We start from the raw sequence: 21,784 nt of genomic DNA, 5'->3' as shown, positions 1-21,784 counted from the left end.
GGACGCGCTTTTGCCGCTCTGCGAGGTATCCCGCAATCCCGACGCTATCTCAACAGCTCCTGCTCTCGTGCATTGTCCAGCTCCCGCTTGCCACATTTGCTCTTATCGCTGCGCTGTCAGGCCTTCTGTCCACTTCATTGCTACGCTTTTAGCCAGATGGCTGAAAATTGATCCTGATGAGAGTAATCCCCATGGAATTGAAAACGTTTGAAACTGGAGCCTGGGCTGCGCTGCAGGAATCTGCAACCGATCCACAGGGTGGATTTCGTTATCTGATGCTCTGTACGGTCGATGCTCTGCTACAACCTCAGGCGCGCACCGTGGTTCTGCGCAAGTGTGCCGATGACCGCAGGATGCTGACATTTCATACGGATGTTCGCAGCCCGAAGTGGCAGGAGATGGCGGCGAATCCGCAGGTCACCGTGCTGGGATATTGCCATCAGCGTCGCCTGCAGTTACGGCTGGCAGGGCGGGTTGCGTGTTATGCGGCGGGAAGTGATGTTGCCCGGGCAGCCTGGCGTGCGTTACCGCAGCACACGCGGCAGACTTACACCGGCGGACCTCCGGGGGAAGCACGGGCAACGGCTGATGAGACGCCTGACGCGGCAGCAACGGAAACCGGGGAATCCCGCTTTGGCGTGGTGATTTTGCAGGCCAGTGTGCTGGACGCCTATCAGCTTCAGCGAAACGAAAATCAGCGCGCCCTGTTTCGCTATTCGGCTAATGGCGAACTGCAGGAAAGCGAATGGCTTAACCCCTGACCCGATATGCCTGATTCACTTCGGGTCGGGTTAACGCCTGATTGATCCTCTTTCCGCACGCGATAAAAGAGATTTCACTGTCTGCCGCTTCGTTAGCTGTTTTTTATCTGCCGCACCGCTTAATCGATTTTAGCACCACGTTATCTTCATATAATGGCGTTTTTCTGCTTTTTACTGTCTTTTGTCATTGTTTGTGCCAGGCTTTAACTAACCGAAAAGCAGTGACTTATGCTCAAGGTAAAGAAAAGTACAAATGATCGCTCTGTATTACAGGCAGGTTAAACATGAACAATCAACCTCCTGAAAAACCAGGGTCAGAGGGTAGCGACCAGGTGCTAAGCCTGGCGGAGGAAACCGTTGAGGTCTCGAAACAGCGGGTCATCGACGGTCATGTCAGGGTTACCCGACAGGTCACTGAGCATCAGCAGAAGATTGCGCTGATGCTCCGGCACCAGACGGCGGAAATAGAACGCATTCCTAAATCGGAACGGCTGGCTGAGATGCCGGAGATCCGTGAAGAAAATGGCGTTCTGATCATTCCTGTCGTTGAAGAGGAAATCGAGATCGTTCGTCATCTGGTGCTGAAAGAGGAGTGGCATATCCGCAAAGTTGTCAGTGAGGAAGCGACAGAACAGGTCGTCTCCCTGCGCAAACAGCACGCTCACCTGACCCGTACACCCTATTCAGAGCCGTCCGAATCCATCACCGAGGAACACAACATGGCGCGTGAAACAATCGTAACAATGTTCAGCAATATCTCACTGGCAGAGGGTGCAAAGCGTAACCTGATCAAGGCCGGGTTCCTGGATGATGACATTGATATCATCTCCGGTGATCGTTTGCGTACCGAAGGTCAGGAGGCCCGTCACCCTGGCTTCTGGCAACGCCTGTTCGGCAATACGCTGGAGGAGGATCAGGCCGAAGTGTATGAAGACGCGATGCGAACCGGCGGAGTAGTGCTGTCGCTGCGGGCCGATGAAGATGAGTTACCTCGCGCCCTGGGCATCCTTGATGCACATGAAGAACTTACCGAGCGCAGTGCGGCGCTGCCCGATGATTACGCGCCCGGTTACGCGACCAGTGATGGTCTGACTGCACCTGCCAGTGGAACGCTTCAGGATAATGCCGCCGTCGATCCGCTCTCTAACGATCCTGCCCATCGTGGCGCTGCCCGTACCGCCCTGACCGGTGACGAAAGTGACGAGGATGTACTGCGTCTGGCCGAGGAGCGACTGGAAGTGGGTAAACGTCTGGTAAGTGAAGGTTCAACCCGCGTTCGTCGCTACACTGTCACCGATCAGGTCTCAGAAAATGTCTCGCTGCATGAGCAGCACGCCGCAATCTTCCGTCGTCCGGTGAATGAATCAGGTTCACCCACTCATGTTGACTGGTCTGAAAAAACTGTCGAAGTGGAAGAGACGCATGAGCAGCCCGTAATTAATAAGACCGCGGAGATCATTGAAGAGGTGGTGTTACGCAAAGAGACAAGCGATCGGGTTGAAACTATCAACGATTCGGTACGCCGTCAGGAAGTGGATATTGACCATGCCAGTACAGATCCTCTCGGTGCAGACCGGCTGACCGGGAATCGTACTGTGGCCGATCCGTTGCTTGAAAGCACACGTCAGGCCCGCGCTGACCACGACACTCGTCCGGTAACGCCAGGCAGCGAGCCAGCGCATAAAGAGGGTTTTGCTGAGAAAGCTGGTGATAAAATCGCAGAAGCGAAAGAGAAAGTCGAAGACAAGTTTAAAAAGCCGTAATGCCGGAGCGGTGATTGTCGCCTTCTATGCCTGAAAACCCGTCGCAGACGGGTTTTTTTCATAAATCACACTGAAATTCTGTAGGCAATTTAATGGCATCACTTAGACCTGACACCCGTTGACGGAGAATGGCCACATTGAAAGTTGTATAGAGCTCTCGTCTTAAGTGTGTGTACGTTATTCGTGACCTGCCCCTAGTATTAGATACAACGATCAGTTAGTAATGTCGGTTTGTTCACCTTCTGATTTTCCATTTCTCCAGCCTGCTGCAAATTCAGACGGCGTCTGGTAATTCAGCGATGAATGAGGTCTGGACTCGTTATAGTCCTGCCGCCAGTCATTAATGATTTTCCGGGCATGAACAATATCGCTGAACCAGTGTTCATTCAGGCATTCATCGCGAAAGCGTCCGTTAAAACTCTCAATAAATCCGTTCTGTGTCGGTTTACCGGGCTGAATAAGCCGCAGCTCCACGCAATGCTCAAAGGCTCATTGGTCAAGTGCTCTACAGTTAAACTCCGGCCCCTGGTCAGTTCTTATCGTAGCCGGATATCCGCGAAACAGCGCAATACTGTCCAGAATATGCGTGACCTGCACGCCTGAAATCCCAAAGGCAACAGTGACAGTCAGGCATTCCTTTGTGAAGTCATCGACGCAGTTAAGGGACTTGATCCTGCGACCGGTGGCCAGTTCATCCATGACGAAATCCATTGACCAGGTCAGATTGGGCGCATCCGGGCGAAGCAGCGGAAGCCGCTCAGTCGCCAGACCCTTACGACGTCGTCTGCGCTTCACACTCAGGCCGTTAAGGTGATAAATGCGGTATACCCGCTTGTGGTTGACGTGAAGGCCCTCACGACGCAATAACTGCCAGATCCGCCGGTAACCAAAGCGACGGCGTTCAGGTGCCAGCTCTGTGATGCGTAGAGATAGCTGCGCGTCAGCAGCCGGACGCTGAGCTGAATAACGGCAGGTTGAAAGAGACAGACCTGCCAGCCTGCAGGCACGACGTTGCGACAGACCCGTTGCATCACATATGACTTCCACGGCTTCCCGCTTCTGGTCTGTCGTCAGAACTTTCGACCCAAAGCCACCTGAAGCGCCTCCTTATCCAGCATGGCTTCGGCGAGCAGCTTCTTAAGGCGGACGTTCTCCTCTTCAAGTAACTTAAGCCGCTTTACCTCAGGGACTTCCATGCCGCCAAACTTCTTGCGCCAGGTGTAGAAAGTAGCGTCTGAAATAGCATACTTACGGCAGAGTTCCCGTGCAGAAACCCCGGCTTCGGCCTCGCGGAGGATACTGATGATCTGTTCGTAGGAAAACGCTTCTTCATGGGGATGCCCTCATGTGGCTTATGAAGACATTACTAACATCGGGGTGTACTAATCAACGGGGAGCAGGTCATATCAGTCATAGCACCATCGCTTGGCACGGGCTGACTCGATTACCATCCCGATAGTAAGAGGGATGGCCTCGCGCGGGTTTTTTGGATAGTAGAGGCTGAAAGTCACCAGATCAGAATCCATTCCAAACGCATCGAAGACGTTCTGAAGGCATTCCGCAGCGTCCTCCGGGTCAAGCTTCATGTCCTGATTAAGCGACATCTCTGGCGTGAGTGTTTTTTTCCGGAACGTAAGCAGCGATCGGCCGTTCCACGGCTCAATGAGTGCCATTACGCGTGCCTGTGTGTCATCTACCATAACTTATCCTCCCCGCGAGCGATGGCATTGTACAGTCTGACCGAATTGAAACTGATATCGGCAACGTCTCTTGCCAGAATCACCCAGCCCACGACGGGTATCGCCCGACCAACAAAGGTGCTGAGCTTATGCGTAAAAAGGATACGCGCGGTCCGGGGCGGGTATCCCCCTACGATGGTGGGGAGCTGTATGCCGAAAGGAAACTTGGCGTTAGGGAATACTCTGCGTGCTGCCCGTGAGGCATAGGAGGTACCTTTGAGAGCATCGCGCGGTTTGGTGCGGGTAGTCAGGACATTACGTCCAGACAGGATGGCCACGATCGCTCCGAAGTCATCAATGCCCAGCTGTTCAGCGACTTCTTCACAGAAAATCATGAAAAAGAGCTCACCAGCGGTGAGGTTCGGTCTACCTGCGTAGAAATAGGTGTTATTGAGTTCTTCAGTCGTATCCACTGCCAGCTCCCACAAGTTCACTTCATTCATCATCCTGATGCTTTTTAAACAATACCTCGCGCGTTCATGCTTGACAACCTGACGGTCTGGGACAGGATAATAAAAAACGGTAATTTCACCTCATCTCCCTACAGGCACTCGCGGCATCATTTCAGAAATGGGCATGGTTTCGCTATCCTTATGTCTTAAATGATTTTTTATGCCGTCAGCGCGCTGAATAACGGGAGCGGGACGGCACCAGGCACTCTGGAGTGCATACCTGGCCATAGAGAGATAAAGGTTATAGAAAGGTTCGTGGGGTATTAAACATTTCCCATTCTTTATATCCATACCTTACATAGACCTGCATTTATCGATACCACCGGAATCTACATCAGAGTCACATAAGCGATTTGCTAGTGATGGCTTTGCCTTATTTAAGTTTGCTCCAGGGTTTTCTTAAGAGATAAGAAGGCTTCCTGTACATGCTGGTTACCAGTCTGTGCTGCCACGAAGCGATGAACCCCCCTCGCGTTGTGCAGACCGCGATCCCTGACTACCCTTGCTGTTGTTTCTATTCCCAAAGCGGGCCGGATAGCCTGAACGCCGGATTAGCATCTGCAATTTTTAGTCATTAACGGCAGGCGATCGTGAATCTGCCGTGCATTATCAATCAGGGAAATCATGACAGAACAACGCAACGCCGATCATTACCGCGCTGATGAGCACATTGATCCTTATATCTCGGTTCAGGGTGCAAGAACACATAATCTCAAAGATGTTTCACTGCGATTTCCCCGCAACGCCATGGTGGTGTTCACCGGGGTTTCAGGCTCCGGTAAATCGTCCCTCGCCTTTGATACCCTCTATGCGGAAGCCCAGCGCCGGTTTATCGAGTCGGTGTCACCACATGCCCGTCGTCTGATCGATCAGGCTGCTGCGCCGGATGTGGATAATATTGACGGACTTCCACCCGCGGTGGCGCTTCAGCAGAGCCGGGCTGGCGCGCAGGAGCGTTCAACGGTGGGCAGCCTCACCCGAATTTCTGTCACGCTGCGCCTGCTGTTTTCCCGTGCGGGCGTAAGGCCTGAAGGCGTTCCCTTTATGACCGCCGATTATTTCTCGCCTAACAATCCTGAAGGTGCCTGTCCGCATTGCCAGGGACTGGGAAGAGTGCACACCGTTAAAACCGAGTCGATGGTGCCGGATGGCTCACTGAGCATCCGCCAGGGGACTATCGCTTCCTGGCCCAGAGGCTGGCATAACAAAAACCTGCGCAGCATCCTTGAGACGCTCGGCTACGATGTCGATGCGCCCTGGAATACGCTTTCAGCCCGCGACCAGCAGTGGATACTACTGACTGACGAACAACCATCTGTGCCGATTTTTGTCGGTCTGAACGCTGAGCAGCGCGAAAACGCGCTGGCGGCGGGCGAAGAGCCGGCTTATACCGGCACGTACACCAGTGCAGCAAAAATCGTGCTGCAGAGTTATTCGGGTGGCAGCGAGACGACGAAGAAACGGCTGGCGCGCTTTGTGACGGTCACTCCCTGTTCTGAATGCCACGGTAAAAGGCTAAACCGGGATGCGCTGTCCGTGACCTTTGCCGGGCATGACATTGCCAGCCTGAGTGAGCTGTCGGTCTCAGAGCTCGCTGAACTGCTGAAGCCTTATGCGCGTGGCGCATCACCGGACCTGCCGGCAGAGGCGGCACTGCGTGAGGCGGTCATCCGGATGGCGTCGGATATCTGTATGCGGCTTGAGCAGCTGGAAACGCTGGGTCTGGGTCATCTGGCGCCGGGACGCCGTACCACCGTACTCTCATCCGGCGAGCTGCAGCGCGTGCGTCTGGCCACCCAGCTGATATCGCGGCTGTTTGGCGTGCTTTATGTGCTGGATGAGCCGTCAGCCGGACTGCATCCCGATGATGTCAAATCGCTGCTCGCATCCCTGAAGAACCTGGTGCGTGCCGGTAATTCTCTGGTGGTCGTCGAACATAATATTGACCTCATCGCCGAGGCAGACTGGCTCATTGAGGTCGGCCCCGGCCCGGGAACGCATGGCGGCGAGATCGTCTATAACGGCGAACCAGCAGGGCTTGAAGAAGTCAGTGCGTCACCCACCTCGGGCTATCTTTTCTCACGAAACTATACCGGGCTGCGCCAGCGCCGGCCCGCAGAGAGCTGGCTCTGCTTTGAACAGGTCTATTGCAACAATATTGCCGGAGTGGATATCGCCATCCCTCTGGGGAGAATGACGGCCGTCACCGGCGTGTCCGGCTCCGGAAAATCGACGCTGCTGAATCGCGTGCTTCCGGAAATGCTCGGACGTTTTGACAAAACGCCTGACATCGAGGAGGGCGAGGAAGAGGATCTGGTGCCGCACGTTAAGGGTCAGGTTGTCAGCGGAAGTGACGCCATCGGCCGATTGGTCAGAATCGATCAGCGTCCTATTGGCCGGACACCACGCTCAAATCTGGCCACTTACACCGGATTTTTCGATATCGTCCGCAGGCTGTTTGCAGACACCGACGCGGCGAAAGCCAAAGGCTTCAGCGCCAGCCGGTTTTCCTTCAATCTGCCAGCCGGACGCTGTCCTGCCTGTGAAGGGCAGGGACAGATTTCGATTGAGCTGCTCTTCATGCCGAGCGCTACCGCAACCTGTTCCGTCTGCGCGGGAAGCCGTTATAACCCCGAAACGCTGGAGGTGAAATGGAACAACCTGACGATAGCGGATGTGCTTGATCTGACCGTGGACGACGCCACTAAGGTGTTTCATGGACATGACGGGATCCAGCGTTCGCTTAAGGCACTGACGTCGCTGGGGCTGGGATATCTGACCCTGGGTCAGCCCGCCACTGAACTGTCGGGCGGCGAGTGCCAGCGTATCAAGCTTGCCTGGGAGCTGCAGCGGGTCCAGCGTACGCCCACGCTTTATCTGCTTGATGAACCTTCAACAGGATTGCACCCGTCTGACATGGATAAGCTGCTGGTAGTGCTGGATGAACTGGTAAAGCGTGGTCATACCGTAATTATGGCGGAACACAACATGCGCATAGTGGCAGAGGCGGACTGGGTGATTGATCTGGGTCCCGGCTCGGGTCTTAAAGGAGGAAGGGTTGTCTCCTCCGGCTCACCGGAAGAGGTCAGCGCATCTGCAGAGAGTCTGACTGCGCCCTGGCTTTCCGCACAGCTGAAAAAGAGGGCGGGTGATCCGGATTGCGGTGGATGATTACGCCGCTGAAACTGGTGCATTGTAAGGGCTCAGGCGCAAGCTCCTGAGCCCGTCAGTAATGATAACGGCATGAGGCAATCAATAGAGCATCCCCGCTGACAGCGTACACCAGCCGATGTTCTGCCGTGATTCTGCGTGACCAGAAACCTGCAAGATTATGCTTTAACGGCTCGGGTTTTCCTTTGCCTTCAAAAGGCGTCCTGCTGGCATCTTTGAGCAGCTCGTTTATCTTTTTAACGGTTTTTTTATCGGCATCCTGCCAGTAGAGATAATCTTCCCAGGCTTCTGCGGACCAGGTTAGTTTCACTCAATAATATCCCTGTCAGTCCCGTTACCGCTTTGCAGGCTTTCGATAGAATCCATCAACCTGCGCGCATTTTTAGGTGACCGCAGCAGGTATGCCGTCTCTTCCAGTGAGTTATATTCCTCAAGCGACATCAGCACGCAGGATTCACCGTTCTGGCGAGTGATCAATACCGGCGCTTTATCTTCAACTGTCTGAACCATAGTGGCAGACAGATTCTGTCGGGCTTCGCTGTAACTGATTGCTCTCATAGTACCTCCGTAGTAAGTAATACAAATCATTGTACAATGATAAGCTATGACAAGGAAGCTTAAGTGAGAAGACTGGATATGAAATCGCGAAAGCGACAAAGTAACAGGCGCCTGACAAACCATAACCCTGAGTTTTCATCCGGTCACCATGCTGCTCGAATCAGTGAATACGGGTATTTTCTCATCAGCGCAGCGGCGCATTAACCTGTAACGCATCCAGCTCACGGGCGTCGTGACTGCAAAAAAAGGTGATTTCGCCGCCGCGCTGGCAGGAGAGCTCACGCAGTCGCTGCTGATTGTGTCGTCTGGCCACGTTATCCATGCCCATCATCCACTGGTAAAAGCGCAGTCCTGGCGTGCAGTGCCGTGTCTGCTGCCGCATTTCGCCGCGGTAAAACCAGGCATCGCCGCCGTGCAGCAGCCAGCCATCGGGTTGCTGAATCGCGATACCCGCGTGACCCGGCGTATGGCCCGCCAGCGGAACTAACAAGATCTCCGGCGGTAAGTCACGCAGGCGATTAACCGCCTCAAAACCAAACCACTTTTCTCCCTGCGGCTGATAGGTTTCCCAGTTGCTGATCCCACCCCATTGTCCGGGCCGGTAACGTTCCCGTGACAGCCAGCTATGGCGCTGATGCGCGGTATCCACCTCCTGCTGCAACAGATGAATTCGCGCCTGCGGAAAATCGGTTAGTCCGCCAGCATGATCGAAGTCGAGATGGGTCAGAATAATATGACGCACATCCTCAGCCCGGAAACCCAGTGACGTAACCTGTGACAGTGCGGTGAGATTATCGCGGCGCTGAATATTGTTTAATGCACGGAAAAAGCCGGACAGGCGGCTGCCGGGCGTATGGATATCCTGGCGACCAAAGCCGGTATCCACCAGCACCAGCCCGTCGCGATCCGTCTCAATCAACAGACAGTGACAGACCAGATGTGCTTTCAGGCCTTTACTGAATCCATCATAGAACGCGCCGCCCAGCGGACACATACAGCCACAGTTAAGGTGGTGAATTTTCATCGGGCCTCCATAGGGACAATGGGGATATTTCTGAGAGGCTACGCCCTGTCCGGCGCGCAGCACATCAGCCTGGCTATAGAGTGTAGAGAGGGATGACGCAGTAGGCGGAGCGGTGAAGCGGATAACCGGGCAAAATTGCCGGTTATCCGCCAGAAAGCAGAGGATTATCAGGTGTGGAACAGCGGGAAAGCACCGGTCAGCAGACCGCCTGCCATCAGCACCAGACTGACCAGAATCCCCCACTTAATTGCAAAGCGCTGGTGGTCGCCGATGTCGACTTTCGCCAGACCCACCAGCAGGTAGACTGACGGCACCAGCGGACTCAGCAGGTGGAATGGCTGGCCGACAATAGAAGCGCGGGCGATCTCTTCTGCGGTAATGCCGTAGCTAGCCGCCGTCTGGGCGATAACCGGCAGAATGCCGAAGTAAAAGGCATCATTCGACATAAAGAAGGTAAACGGCAGACTGACCAGCGCGGTGAACACCGCCAGGTAAGGTCCGAAGCTGGGCGGGATCACAGCCAGCAGGCTCTTCGCCATGGCGTCAACCATGCCGGTGCCGGAGAGGATGCCGGTGAAAATACCGGCGGCAAAAATTAATGCGGTCACCGCCAGCACGTTACCGGCATGAGAGCTGATGCGGGCTTTCTGCTCCTCCAGCGTGGGATAGTTGAGCATCACCGCTATCGCAAACGCCAGCATAAACAGGATCTGAATCGGCATTAAACCAATCACCAGCAGCACCAGCAGCACGGTGGTCAGGATGAAGTTAGGCCAGAACATTTTCGGACGGCGATTGGCTGCGCACTCTTCGGCATCGCCCAGCCCCAGCTCAATGTTGTCGAGATGATGATCTTTCATGGTCATCACGCCAAGGCGCTTACGCTCACGCAGGCCAAACAGCACCGCCATCGCCACCAGGCTGGCACAGGCCAGCAGCATGGCTGGCAGCATCGGAATAAAGATATCAAGGGCGTCAATGCGCAGTGCCGCCGCTGCACGGGCTGTCGGACCTCCCCAGGGTGAGAGGTTCATGATGCCGCTGGCAAGGTTCACCAGACAGGTCATCATCAGCACGTTCATGCCCAGCCGGTGATAGAGCGGCAGGAATGCGGCAATGGCAATCATGTAAGTGGTAGAGCTGTCACCATCCAGAGAAACCAGCAGCGTTAGTACCGCCGTTCCGACCAGCACTTTCAGGGGGTCACCGCGCACCATCCGAAGAATAAAGCGCACCAGTGGGTCAAACAATCCGGCATCGATCATCAGACCGAAATAGAGAATGGAGAAGGTCAGCATCACGCCGGTAGGGGCCAGCTTTTTGACGCCGTCCAGCATCATGGCACCCAGACCTGCGTAAAAACCGCCAATCAGCGCAAATATGGTTGGTATCAGGATCAGCGCAATCAAGGCTGACATGCGTTTGGTCATGATCAGATACATGAAGCAAACAACCATGGAAAAACCCAGTATCGTCAGCAAATTAACAGCCCTCGCAATGGCGGAAAAGTAATGAAAAAGTTACATACCGGCAGGAAAATTCAGGTAATTACTTAGCGTGGTAATGATTAACCTGTTGTTTTAATTAACCCTGCATTCAAAGATGATAATAAATAGTTGTCAGTATTTAGCATTTCTTTAACAAAGAAGGGTGATCATGATCATCTTTAAACGGTTCTTAAACGAGATTGTGTGACTGAGATCAAAGGGTGTCGAAGTGTAACCGGGGTTTCGGGCCAGCTGAGGCTGAATCAGGCGGGTAGTAGAGTGGTGGAGAAACAGGGTAACCGGCTGAGCCATGATGCTCAGCCAGTTAACGTTATTAGCTGCCTAACAGCTGAATAATCATCTCAGGGGTTTTATTCGCCATTTTGCTGACGGCCGTCTGACCCTGCTGAATAATCTGGCTGCGTGCCAGCTGGCTTGCTTCTTCAGCATAGTCCGCATCCTGTATGCGGCTGCGAGCCGCTGAGGTATCCACGCCCTGCTGCGATAACACATTACGGTTCGATTCGTAACGGTTGATCTTTGCGCCATAGGTCGACTGATAACCGCTGATCTTCTCGAGCGCGCTATCCAATGCTTTCATGGTGGTTGAGATATCGCCCTCTGTAAGCAGCGTTGTGTTGTTCAGCCCCAGCGTTTTGGTATCCGATGGCGTTGCCGGAATAGTATCCGACTGGATCGGCTGACCGTAATCGGCGCTGGTGACCACCTCCATAGGTTCGCTCTTCTTCGGCGGCGTTGCAGGCAGGCTTTTGGGTTCCGGCAGATTTCCCCAGGTCAGATTACCGGTGAAGGAACCATTGCCCACCACCACCACAATCAAATCCTCGCTGACGGTATCCAGCGTGATGCGCTCAAGCCGGTTACTGGTGATGGTGCCGTTGTTGAAATCGCCGCTGGCGACATCCTCATAGCGATCGCCGTCACCGCTGTAAGTGATGTTCATGCCGTTGTAGGTGCTGCTGTTACTGCTTGCCAGCGTCCAGCTCGGGCCGCCCTCCAGCAACTGCGAGCTGTCATAAGCCGCACCGCTGGCAAATCCGTTACTGCTGGTCAGCAGGCGACTATCCGCGGTAGCCGAATTAGTGATGCTTTTGCTGGCCCAGGTGTAATCAGGCGCACTGCCGTCCAGTGGTGTACCGACCAGGTGCTTACCGTCGCGGGTAAAGAGCTGGAGATCGTCATCCATACCCAGCGAATCAATCGTGATGCTTATCGCTGTCGAGCCTGCCGGGATATAGGCCAGCGGGATCACGCCAGAGGTAAAGGAGTAATTCTTGCCCGGCACCGGAAACTTCGTGTTGATAGGGTCAACGTTACCCAGCTTCGCAGGCGGTAGATCGGGATTATTAGTCGCCAGTGGATAGCGGCCAAAAATCTCAGTGTGGTCTGCCACTTCATTGATGCCTGCCATAATCTGCTGATACTGGCCGTTGATGCTCTGTCGATCGGCGTCCGACAGCGTGCCGTTGGCTGCCTGGACCGACAGGGTGCGCGCCTGGATCAGCAGATCGACGATGCTGCCAAGGCCGCCACTGGCGGTCTGGGAATAGCTGATGGCGTCATTGAGGCCACGCGCTACCACCGCATCGGCATTAATATTGGCCGTCATGCGGTTGGCAATCGCCTGACCTGCCGCGTCATCTTTGGCACTGTTAATTCTCATCCCTGATGATAACCGTTCAACCGTTCGTCCCAGAACAGAGTCAGTGCTGTACCGCGTTTTGTTCGTAATCGCGGCGGTTTCGTTATGGTTGATCGTTAACATGGTCGCTTCGAACAGGGAGAGGAGTCTCTGTTTTATCGGCAGGGTGATAAGCAGCTTTAATCTCTGTGGCGACAAAAAGGCAGGAAATACGGGGCCAGACGGTCAAGAGGCTGATGGTTAACCGCTTTTCAGATAAAAAAAATTAACGGTTCAACCCGGTCAGGAAAAACGCCTGCCACGCGATGACGCAGCAGGCGAACGAAGATCAGTTAAACACCATGCCGCCATCAATCAACAGCGACTGACCGGTCATGTAATCGGAGTCAGGACTGGCCAGGTAGGCGACGCAGGCAGCCACATCTTCCGGTTCAGAAAGACGTCCCAGCGTAATGCGTTTCGCAAACTCCTCGGTGCCGTAACCGACGGGCTTGCCGGCTGCTTCAGAGATCTGGCGGTCGATCTCTTCCCACATCGGTGTTCTGACAATGCCAGGGCAGAAGGCGTTAACCGTGATGCCGGCAGGTGCCAGATCGCGCGCAGCGGTCTGCGTCAGGCCGCGCACGGCAAACTTACTGGAGCTGTAAACCGCCAGCTCCGGATTACCGACATGACCCGCCTGAGAACAGGCGTTGATAATTTTGCCGCCGTGACCTTCTGCAGCAAACGCTTTAATCGCGGCCTGCATGCCCCAGATCACTCCTTTGACATTGACGTTGTAGACCTTGTCGACCACCGCTTCGGTGATCTCAGCAATCGGCGTGGAGGGCGCAATACCGGCATTATTGACGATGACGTCAAAGCCGCCCAGCGTGCGGCGCGCCTCTTCTACCGCTTCCATCACCTGATCACGCTGTGAGACATCGACTTTCAGCGCAATCGCTTTGCCACCCTGCTGGTTGATCTTCTCCGCGACCTGGCGTGCGGTCTCCTGATTAAAATCGGCTACTGCAACCGCCAGTCCATCTTTCGCCAGACGCAGGGCGATCGCTTCACCAATGCCCTGGCCTGCGCCGGTCACAAATGCCACTCTGTTTTTCATCATGATTTCCTTTTTGAGAAATTAAAGAAGCTGGCTCAGATGCAGCTGACCCATCAGCAGCGGGTTGTCGGTGTAATCGACCGGCACCGCGACCACGGCGGGTCCCTGAACATCCATCGCTTTACGCAGCGTCGGCTCCAGCTCTGCCGCACTGGTCACCGCAAAGCCCGCTGCCCCAAACGCTTCGGCGTAGGCTTTGAAATCGACCGGCCCAAAATTGACGCCCGAGACGCGGTGATATTTTTTCTCTTCCTGCATCGCCACCATGTTGTAGGCGTTATCGACCCAGACGATGTGCAGAATGTTGGCTTTTAAGCGAACGGCAGTTTCCAGCTCCATGCTGGATTGCAGGAAACCACCATCGCCGGAAACTGAAACCACTTTGCGCTGTGGCTCGACCAGCCAGGCACCAATCGCCCACGGCAGGGCCACACCCATCGTCTGCTGACCGTTGGAGATCATGATCTGACGGGCCCGGAAGCTGTAGAGATAGCGGGCGATCCAGATGTGGAAGCTGCCCATATCGACGGTAAGGCTGACGTCACTGTTAATGATGTCCTGCATGGCGCGCACAATGCGCAGCGGATGCAGAGCAAACTGATTGAGGCTGGCACCCTGCATCGCCAGCAATTTGCGCTGCTGCTGACGATCCTCAAGGATGGTGGCGGCTTCCGGGGTCAGCTGGAGTGGGGCAGTGATGCGCGCGGCGAGTTTACGCACCGTGGCGGCGATATCACCCACCAGTTCTGCATCCGGCAGATAGCGGTTGTCGGTCTCAGCGGGTATTACGTCGATATGAATCAGGGTGGCGTTACCGCTGTTCCACATCGCCGGTTCATATTCCACCGGGCTGTAGCCGATGGTGACGATCAGGTCAGCCTGTTGCAGCAGCCTGTCGCCCGCCTGGTTGTTAAACAGCCCGACGCGCCCGGCGAAGCGTGAGAAGTGATCCTGTCTGACCGCTCCTGCTGCCTGATAGGTGCTGGTAACCGGAATGTGACTGCGTGTCAGCAGCTCATGAATCGCTTCGCTGTTCTCTGTCTGGCTCGCCATTAATCCCAGCAGGATGACCGGATTTTTAGCCCCGGCGATGGCCTCGCTGACGGCGTCGATCATTGAGTCAGGTGCGGCGCCCAGTACCGGGCGGCCTTTGCTGCTCAACGCTTTGCCGGTAACCGGCTGATCGACAATATCCTGTGGCAGGCTGATAAAGGCACCGCCGCCCCGGCCATGTTCGGCGTGGCGAAACGCATTCGACAGGCATTCAGAAAGTGCAGCGGGGTCGGTGACCTCAACCGCATATTTAGTGATTGGGCGAAACATTGAAACCGTGTCCATGCTCTGATGAACCTGCTTGGCGCTGTCGGAGCGCTTCACCTGACCGCCGATAGCCACCACCGGATCGCCTTCGCTGGTGGCGGTGGCCATGCCGGTGATCAGGTTGGAGCAGCCCGGCCCGGAGGTGACCAGCGCCACGCCCGCATTGCCGGTAAGGCGGCCCACTGCGGCGGCCATAAATGCAGCGTTAGCTTCGTGGCGAACCGGGATGGTCTGGATGGAGGAATCCAGCAGTGAGTCGAAGACTTTATCAATTTTTGCGCCAGGAATGCCAAAGACGTGGCGGACGCCCTGTGCCTCAAGTTGCGCCACCACCAGGTCAGCGCCGCAGGTCCAGAGTGTGGTATCGGTTGGAGTTTTCATCGTCATTCCTCTGATTAGCTTTCTACCGCACGAATCGCGGCGTCAAGATTGGCGGGGTTCAGGTCGGCATTGAGAAAATCGCTATCCTGCGGCAAATCCACGACCAGCTTGCTGATGGCACCAAAGGTCAGGGTGCCCTGTTCCAGCGCATAATCGAGAATGTGGCCGCCGCCTTCGCGGTCGTCGGTAATAAAATGTTCGTGATAGCCCGCAACGTTAATGCCCTGCATATATTGCGGTGTACGGAATCCGATCAGTTCGCCCGCGCGCTGGCTGAAGGCAAAGGTCGGCTGATCGTCCAGAACTTCCGGCATTGAGCGATAGGGACGACACTGGCATGGCACGGTGCGGGTCTCGACGCGACTGAAACGACCGCTGATGCGCAGCGCGCAGAACTGGTTATCGGAGGTGATTTCGTTGTCGATCACCTGATGAATCGCCTCACGCGACATCGGCCGGTCAAATTCATACAGATGCTGCGGTTTAAAAAAGGTCATCACGGCGAACGGAGTTTTCTGCGCCGGATCGGCCGGGTGCGCGCTGCCGTCGGCGTGCAGCTGATAGACCTTGCTGTCAAACGCGATCATCTCGCCATCCAGCCGGTTAAAGGTACCCAGGCCGAAATCCCCTTTACGCAGCAGGTCGGCAATACGGACATTGCCGTCGTAAACGCCACTCAGCAGCGCACTCATTAAAGAGGTCTGATAGATAACGCTTTCTGGTGCATCCTGGGAAAGCGTCAGGACAGTATGTTTTAGTTGATCCTCACAGGAACAATCAGTTACACAATTGCTCATTTGATGCCTCATCGATTAACCGTTAAGCCGTGTTAACCTAATGGTGAACCGATTCAGTCGGTGGGTCCAATAGCGAAACCTGTTAACTTTGAGACGTTTTTGATATGGAACTTCGCCACCTGCGTTATTTTGTTGCCGTAGCCGAGACGCTTCACTTCACTCGTGCCGCCGAGATACTGGGCATATCGCAGCCGCCGCTGAGTCAGCAGATACTGCGGCTGGAGCAGGAAATTGGCACACCGTTGCTGAAGCGCCTGACGCGCGGAGTGGAACTCACCGAAGCGGGCGAAGCGTTTCTGGCAGATGCCCGGCAGATTGTGCAACTGGCCGATCAGGCGCTGGAGAACGCACGCGGTATTGCGCGCGGGATCAGTGGTCAGCTGTCGCTGGGATTTGCCAGCTCGGTAGCGTTTAATCCACGCATCTTCACCCTGATCCGCCAGTTTAAAGAACGTTATCCGGCGATGGAGCTGCTGACCCGCGAAGAGAATATGTCTTTGCTGATGCAGGATTTACAGGAGGGATTGCTGGATGCCGCTTTTATCCGGCTGCCGTGTGAAAGCAGCAAGGCGTTTAATCTGCGCGTCATCTCCACCGAAAAGATGCTGATTGCGCTGCCGCGCTGCCATCCCCTTAGCGGCACACCCACCGTGGCGCTATCCGCGCTGGCGGGGGAAACCCTGGTGATCTTCCCGCGCGACGTCTCGCCCAGCCTGTATGAGTTGATTGTCACTGCCTGTCTGCGGGCGGGCTTTTCGCGCCACACTTTTCAGCAGGCTCCGCAGATCACTACGTCGCTGGGCATGGTGGCGGCGGGCTGCGGGATTGCGCTGGTGCCGGAGTCGATGCGCTGCGTCGATAACCCCGGGGTCAGCTTCTGCGATATCGAAAACAACACGCTATTTACCGACGTTGCCTTTGCCTGGCGTCGGCTTCATCCGTCAAAAGCGGTGCTGCACCTGCTGGCGCTGCTGGCAGAACAGCCTGCGGCACCAGGCGAAGCGGGTTGATAAGCGCCAGCTATTGAACTGAAAACAATAACCAACTGGCGGCCAGGGACCGGGATGCCAATAATCGGTGCATGACTACATACCGCGTAAGAGTCGGGTTTCACAACCCGTCAGCCCTGACATTCAGGCAACTGGATGAAATTCTGGAGCCGCAGCGATTCTGGAGAACAGATTCGGCGGGCGGCCAGTTCCGCTATTTCATGGAGTATGAGTACCAGTCTGACGTGCGCGATCTCTGTTCGGTCTGCTCGCTGGCCTACAGTCAGGCCTGCAAAGTCAGAAAGTGCCCGCTGATTCTGGTCGAGGTGATGAACTGATCCTTTCCGGCGATCCCGCCGTTCTCAGCACGGGATCGCCGGGTATTGTTTTAACGTGAACCGCGCTGCATCAACAGACTTAACGCGGCGGGCAGCACCGTGAGCGTTACCAGCGTACCGCTGACCAGACCGCCAATAATCGCCAGTGCCATGGGCCCCCAGAAAACCTGATGGGCGATGGGGATCATGCCGAGTATTGCCGCACAGGCGGTCAGCAGAATGGGACGCGCACGGTGATGGGCAGCCTGCCGGATTGCCTCACCCGCGGGCAGTCCGGCCCGGCTATTCGCATCAACTTCACTGATCATGATCACCGCGTTGCGGATGATGATCCCCGCCAGGGCAATAATCCCCAGCAGTGCCACGAACCCCAGCGGTGTGCCAGCCGGCAGCATCGCGGATACGATGCCGGGCAGGCCAAACGGTGCCATGCTCAGCGCCAGCAGCATGCCGGAGAAGCGTTGCAGCTGAATCATCAGCAAGACCAGCATGACGCAGATTGTTACCGGCAGCAGAGCAAACACTGAACCGTTGCCTTTGTCCGATTCGGCCGCCACGCCACCTTCTTCAATACCGTATCCGGCCGTCAGCGAGGCGCGCAGAGCGGCGACGGCTGGTGCGAGCTGCTGCGAGACCTGTTCAGCCCGCTGACCGGGCGCAATATCGGTCTGTACGGTGATGTAAGCCAGCCGCTGACGTCGCCATATCACCGGGTCATCCACTCCCCAGTTCAGGGTTGCCACCTGTCGCAGCGGGATTTTCTGTCCGCTGGCATTGGTGATCATCAATCCTGCCAGTGTGTCAGTGTCCTGCCGCTCCGGGTCATTGCTGCGCAGCACGACGTCGATCAGGCGGTTACGATCGCGCAGGGTGGTCACCACGCTGCCGGACATCAGAGTATTCAGCGAGGTGGCTATCGTTTCGGAAGAGAGTCCGGCTGCGCGGGCTGCGGTCTGGTTCACCGCCAGCGTCATGACCCGTTCTGGCTCTCCGGCGGTAAGATTGACCTCGCGTGTCAGCGATGAGCGGGCGATCAGCGCCGCCAGCCGATCGGCCGCCTGACGCACCCTGGCATTATCCGGGCCGGTGATGCGATATTTCAGCGGCCAGCCGACCGGTGGCCCCAGCTCCAGCGGCGATACCCGGGTAGTGATATCACTGAAATCCACCGCCAGCTTCTGCTCCAGCCTGCTGCGCAGCCGATCGCGTGCCGCCAGATCTTTCGCCACCACCACCAGCTGCGCGATGTTTTCATTATCCAGCAGCACATCCATCGGCAGATAAAAGCGTATCGCGCCCGAGCCAACGTAGCTGGTGTAGTTCGCCACATCCCGATCGTTGCGCAGCATCTGTTCCAGCTGTGCGGTTCGGCGGGTGGTTTCAGCCTGGGCTGCACTGGCGGGAAGCGTCAGGCTGACCAGCAGCTCGGGGCGATCCGACGCAGGGAAAAATTCACCCTGCATAAAAGTGGTGGCGTAAAGGCTGACCAGCAGCACCGCCATCGCTGTGCCAATCGTCACCAGCCGGTGACGCAGAATCACCTCCAGCAGCCGGTGATAGCTGCGCGTCAGCACGCCCGGCGGCTTATCGGCCTTGATGTGCCTGGCCGACAGCAGCCAGCAGCCGGTGAGCGGAGAGAAGATGACCGCGACGACCCACGAGCAGAGCAGCGCCAGGGTAATCACCACAAACAATGAGTAGCAATATTCTCCGGCACTGGAGGCGGCGAACCCGACCGGAATGAACCCGGCGATCATTACCAGCGTACCGGTCAGCATCGGAAATGCGGTGGTTTTAAACGCATAGGTGGCGGCCTGCCACTTGCTGTCGCCCGCTTCCAGTCGCGCCACCATTGCCTCGACGGTGATCATGGCATCATCCACCAGCAGCCCCAGCGCGATGATTAGCGCGCCAAGCGAGATGCGCTGGAGTCCGATGCCTGCCATTAACATGCCGGTAAAGGTCATTGCCAGTACCAGCGGGATCGCCGCCGCAACGACCAGACCGGCACGCAGTCCCAGCGAGACAAAGGAGACGGCTAACACGATGACGACCGCTTCGCCCAGTATCCGGACAAAGCCGCTGACCGCGTTTTTCACCACGGAAGACTGGTCGGCCACGCGGGTCATAGTAATACCGTGCGGTAACTGACTGGCCAGCATCTGCATGCGCTGACTGAGTTGCTGACCGAAATCGAGCATGTTGCCGCTGCCGGCCATGGAGATCGCCAGCCCGATAGCCGGAACGCCGTTAACTCTAAACGTCGGCGCCGGAGGTTCGGCAGGTTGCAGGCTGATGGTGGCCAGATCGGTCAGCGGAATAAAACGCTCACCGATATGCAGGGTAATCGCCCGCAGATTTTCAACCGAAGTCAGGGTGCCGCTGACCCGCAGCGCAATATTCTCGCGGTCGGTACGCAGGCTGCCCGCCGGGACGACATCGTTCTGAGCTTTAATGGCGGCGCTGACCTGCTGTAAATCGAGCCCCATGCCGTTCAGCTTGCGCGGCGAAAAGGCGATAACCACCTGCTGCTCCTGTACACCTAACAGGCTGGTTTTACCGATGTCGGGCAGACTGGCCAGATTGCGACGCAGGTTATCGACCCGGTCGCGTAGCTCTCTGGCGGTAAAACCCTCCGCCGTGAAGCCATAAATGGTGCCGAAGGTGTCATCAAATTCGTCGTTAACGGCCGGACCCTGCACGCCCTGCGGCAGTGAAGGGGCAACATCCTGCATCTTTTTACGCAGCTGGTACCAGATGCCGGCCACCTGAGAGGGCGGCGTGTCATCGCGCAGGTTGACATAGATGACGGTTTGTCCGGCGCGGGTTTCGCTCTCAACCGCATCCAGCGACGGGATCTCCTGCACTTTCTGTTCCAGTACGTCAGTGAGCAGTTGCACCGTGGTGTTCACATCAGCGCCTGGCCATTGGGCTGATATTACGGCGGTTTTGATAGTAAACGCCGGGTCTTCATTGCGTGACAGATGTTCATAGCTCAGCACACCCGCCGCCATGACCAGCAGCATGAAAAAGATCACCAGTTGCTGATGCGCCAGCGCCCAGCCGGAGAGGTTAAAGCCAGACGTTTTTTTCATGGAGCCTCCTGCGAAAGCGCCACTTTTTCGCCAGGTTGCAGGGTGCTGACTCCGGCGGTGACGACGCGCTCTCCCGGCTTGATCCCGGCAGTGACGAAGATTTGCTGCGCGTTAAAGCGGGCCAGCACTACCGGACGAAGCTGCAGGCGTGACGCCGCATCAACGACCAGCAGCGCGGGTTTGTCTGCGGAGCGGGTCAGGGCGCTGGCGGGCAGGGCGATGACCGGCGGCTGCGCATCGGGAAGGGTGACAATGACTGTGGCACCGGGTGCCATCGCCTCAGGCGGCTGATTCAGTGAGATGCGCAGCCGCCATGTGCGGGTCTGTGGATCGGCCTGCGGGCTGATGTCACGCACTGTGCCACTGGCCTGCACGCCGGGATCGGCGAGCAGCGTCACTTTCAGCGGTGTCCGATCATCAGGATGCAGCAGCGCAGGCGTTGTCAGGTCAAACACCGCATCGCGTGCATCCCCTGCTGCCAGCGTCATCACATTTTGTCCGGCGCTGACCACCTGACCTGGCTGAACCGTGATGGCGGTGATCCGGCCTGCTGCAGGCGCAGTCAGCTGAGTCCAGCTGAGGTTATCCTGGGCATTTTTCAGAGCCGCTTCGCTGCTGAGACGGCGGGACTGCGCGCTCTGCCAGTCCGCCTGGGCGCTGTCCAGCTGGCTGCGGGCGATGGCCCCTCCGGGCATCAGCAGCCGCATCCGATGCAGGTTAAGCGCGGCGACCCGTTCGGCGGCGCGTGCGCTGTCGAGATCGGCCCGTGCGCTGCTTAGCTGATTGCGTGACTGATCATTTTCCAGCGCTGCCAGCGATTGCCCGGCGCTGACGCGATCGCCCAGCTCAACCGCACGGCTCACCACCCGGCCATCCAGTCTGAAGGCTAGCGCGACCTCTTCATGAGCGCGGATTTCGCCAGTCAGCACCAGCGATGCATCACTGCTGAGCGGTGGAGCAATCACCGATTTAACCGGGCGGAGCGGGGCGGCAGGCGGAGCAGAACTATTGTCCCGGCAACCGGTCATGATGAATACCCCGAGCAGCACGAAGATGATCGGCGCAAAGATGTGAATACCGAAGAGATGACGCCACACCTGGCGGGCAGCATCCGATAAGAAGTCTGTCATAACCGGGTTCCTTT

17 protein-coding genes and 1 pseudogene are annotated in these 21,784 nt (G+C 56.5%); 5 read left to right on the top strand and 13 right to left on the bottom strand.

Annotated features, from left to right (window positions below; genetic code table 11):
• Nucleotides 1-191: 191 nt before the first annotated feature.
• Complete coding sequence (locus ACO6VX_RS14195) at nucleotides 192-761, top strand: pyridoxamine 5'-phosphate oxidase family protein (protein WP_010671973.1); 570 nt, start codon at nucleotides 192-194, stop codon at nucleotides 759-761.
• A gap of 284 nt (nucleotides 762-1,045) precedes the next feature.
• Nucleotides 1,046-2,524 (top strand): YsnF/AvaK domain-containing protein, encoded by a 1,479-nt coding sequence (locus tag ACO6VX_RS14190; protein ID WP_061902429.1) that lies wholly within the window; start codon nucleotides 1,046-1,048, stop codon nucleotides 2,522-2,524.
• Nucleotides 2,525-2,737: 213 nt separating this feature from the next.
• Here the strand turns inward: ACO6VX_RS14190 and ACO6VX_RS14185 are convergent.
• From ACO6VX_RS14185 to ACO6VX_RS14175, 3 genes and pseudogenes are all read right to left on the bottom strand, one after another.
• Nucleotides 2,738-3,831, bottom strand: a pseudogene (locus tag ACO6VX_RS14185) (IS3 family transposase).
• Between the two features lie 99 nt (nucleotides 3,832-3,930).
• Nucleotides 3,931-4,224 (bottom strand): DUF1493 family protein, encoded by a 294-nt coding sequence (locus ACO6VX_RS14180; protein ID WP_256844750.1) that lies wholly within the window; start codon nucleotides 4,222-4,224, stop codon nucleotides 3,931-3,933.
• A complete protein-coding gene (locus tag ACO6VX_RS14175) occupies nucleotides 4,218-4,676 on the bottom strand; it encodes an STM2901 family protein (RefSeq protein WP_031292265.1) in 459 nt (152 codons plus the stop codon). The genes ACO6VX_RS14180 and ACO6VX_RS14175 overlap by 7 nt, the downstream gene beginning before the upstream one ends.
• A gap of 663 nt (nucleotides 4,677-5,339) precedes the next feature.
• Between ACO6VX_RS14175 and ACO6VX_RS14170 the strand changes: the two genes are divergently transcribed.
• Nucleotides 5,340-7,886, top strand: coding sequence for an excinuclease ABC subunit A (locus ACO6VX_RS14170; RefSeq protein ID WP_422431697.1), 2,547 nt, complete (start codon nucleotides 5,340-5,342; stop codon nucleotides 7,884-7,886).
• Nucleotides 7,887-7,941: 55 nt separating this feature from the next.
• Here the strand turns inward: ACO6VX_RS14170 and ACO6VX_RS14165 are convergent, their stop codons facing one another.
• The 8 genes from ACO6VX_RS14165 to budA form a co-directional block, all read right to left on the bottom strand.
• Nucleotides 7,942-8,196 (bottom strand): Txe/YoeB family addiction module toxin, encoded by a 255-nt coding sequence (locus ACO6VX_RS14165; protein ID WP_010256862.1) that lies wholly within the window; start codon nucleotides 8,194-8,196, stop codon nucleotides 7,942-7,944.
• Entirely contained in the window at nucleotides 8,193-8,444 is a 252-nt protein-coding gene (gene yefM, locus ACO6VX_RS14160) for a YoeB-YefM toxin-antitoxin system antitoxin YefM (RefSeq protein ID WP_010256861.1), read from the bottom strand. The genes ACO6VX_RS14165 and yefM overlap by 4 nt, the downstream gene beginning before the upstream one ends.
• A 184-nt stretch (nucleotides 8,445-8,628) precedes the next feature.
• The gene (locus tag ACO6VX_RS14155; RefSeq protein WP_159227283.1) at nucleotides 8,629-9,468 is read right to left on the bottom strand and encodes an MBL fold metallo-hydrolase; all 840 of its coding nucleotides are present in this window, start codon (nucleotides 9,466-9,468) and stop codon (nucleotides 8,629-8,631) included.
• A 167-nt stretch (nucleotides 9,469-9,635) separates the two neighbouring features.
• Nucleotides 9,636-10,949, bottom strand: coding sequence for a CitMHS family transporter (locus tag ACO6VX_RS14150; protein WP_010256858.1), 1,314 nt, complete (start codon nucleotides 10,947-10,949; stop codon nucleotides 9,636-9,638).
• A gap of 340 nt (nucleotides 10,950-11,289) precedes the next feature.
• Nucleotides 11,290-12,741 carry a flagellin gene (locus ACO6VX_RS14145; protein ID WP_422431693.1) on the bottom strand — a complete coding sequence of 484 codons (1,452 nt, stop codon included), beginning with the start codon at nucleotides 12,739-12,741 and terminating at the stop codon, nucleotides 11,290-11,292.
• 205 nt (nucleotides 12,742-12,946) lie between these two features.
• Nucleotides 12,947-13,720, bottom strand: a complete 774-nt coding sequence (locus ACO6VX_RS14140) for a (S)-acetoin forming diacetyl reductase (RefSeq protein ID WP_022624207.1) — start codon at nucleotides 13,718-13,720, stop codon at nucleotides 12,947-12,949.
• Between the two features lie 21 nt (nucleotides 13,721-13,741).
• Entirely contained in the window at nucleotides 13,742-15,421 is a 1,680-nt protein-coding gene (alsS, locus tag ACO6VX_RS14135; protein WP_010256852.1) for an acetolactate synthase AlsS, read from the bottom strand.
• A gap of 14 nt (nucleotides 15,422-15,435) precedes the next feature.
• On the bottom strand, nucleotides 15,436-16,218 hold the full coding sequence (gene budA, locus ACO6VX_RS14130) for an acetolactate decarboxylase (RefSeq protein WP_033759870.1): 783 nt from the start codon (nucleotides 16,216-16,218) through the stop codon (nucleotides 15,436-15,438).
• Nucleotides 16,219-16,322: 104 nt separating this feature from the next.
• Between budA and ACO6VX_RS14125 the strand changes: the two genes are divergently transcribed.
• Nucleotides 16,323-17,228 (top strand): LysR family transcriptional regulator, encoded by a 906-nt coding sequence (locus ACO6VX_RS14125; RefSeq protein ID WP_022624205.1) that lies wholly within the window; start codon nucleotides 16,323-16,325, stop codon nucleotides 17,226-17,228.
• Nucleotides 17,229-17,299: 71 nt separating this feature from the next.
• A complete protein-coding gene (locus tag ACO6VX_RS14120) occupies nucleotides 17,300-17,545 on the top strand; it encodes a hypothetical protein (RefSeq protein WP_010256845.1) in 246 nt (81 codons plus the stop codon).
• A gap of 50 nt (nucleotides 17,546-17,595) precedes the next feature.
• On the opposite strand, the gene ACO6VX_RS14115 is transcribed toward ACO6VX_RS14120, so the two are convergent.
• Nucleotides 17,596-20,640, bottom strand: coding sequence for an efflux RND transporter permease subunit (locus ACO6VX_RS14115; protein ID WP_422431688.1), 3,045 nt, complete (start codon nucleotides 20,638-20,640; stop codon nucleotides 17,596-17,598).
• Entirely contained in the window at nucleotides 20,637-21,770 is a 1,134-nt protein-coding gene (locus ACO6VX_RS14110) for an efflux RND transporter periplasmic adaptor subunit (RefSeq protein ID WP_010256842.1), read from the bottom strand. The genes ACO6VX_RS14115 and ACO6VX_RS14110 overlap by 4 nt, the downstream gene beginning before the upstream one ends.
• Between the last annotated feature and the right edge of the window lie 14 nt (nucleotides 21,771-21,784).

This window comes from Pantoea sp. BJFS-204, assembly GCF_049310725.1.
In the GTDB taxonomy this organism is placed as follows: domain Bacteria; phylum Pseudomonadota; class Gammaproteobacteria; order Enterobacterales; family Enterobacteriaceae; genus Pantoea; species Pantoea agglomerans.
Note: the sequence above shows the minus strand (reverse complement) of the source record. Positions and strands in the feature narration are given on the sequence as shown.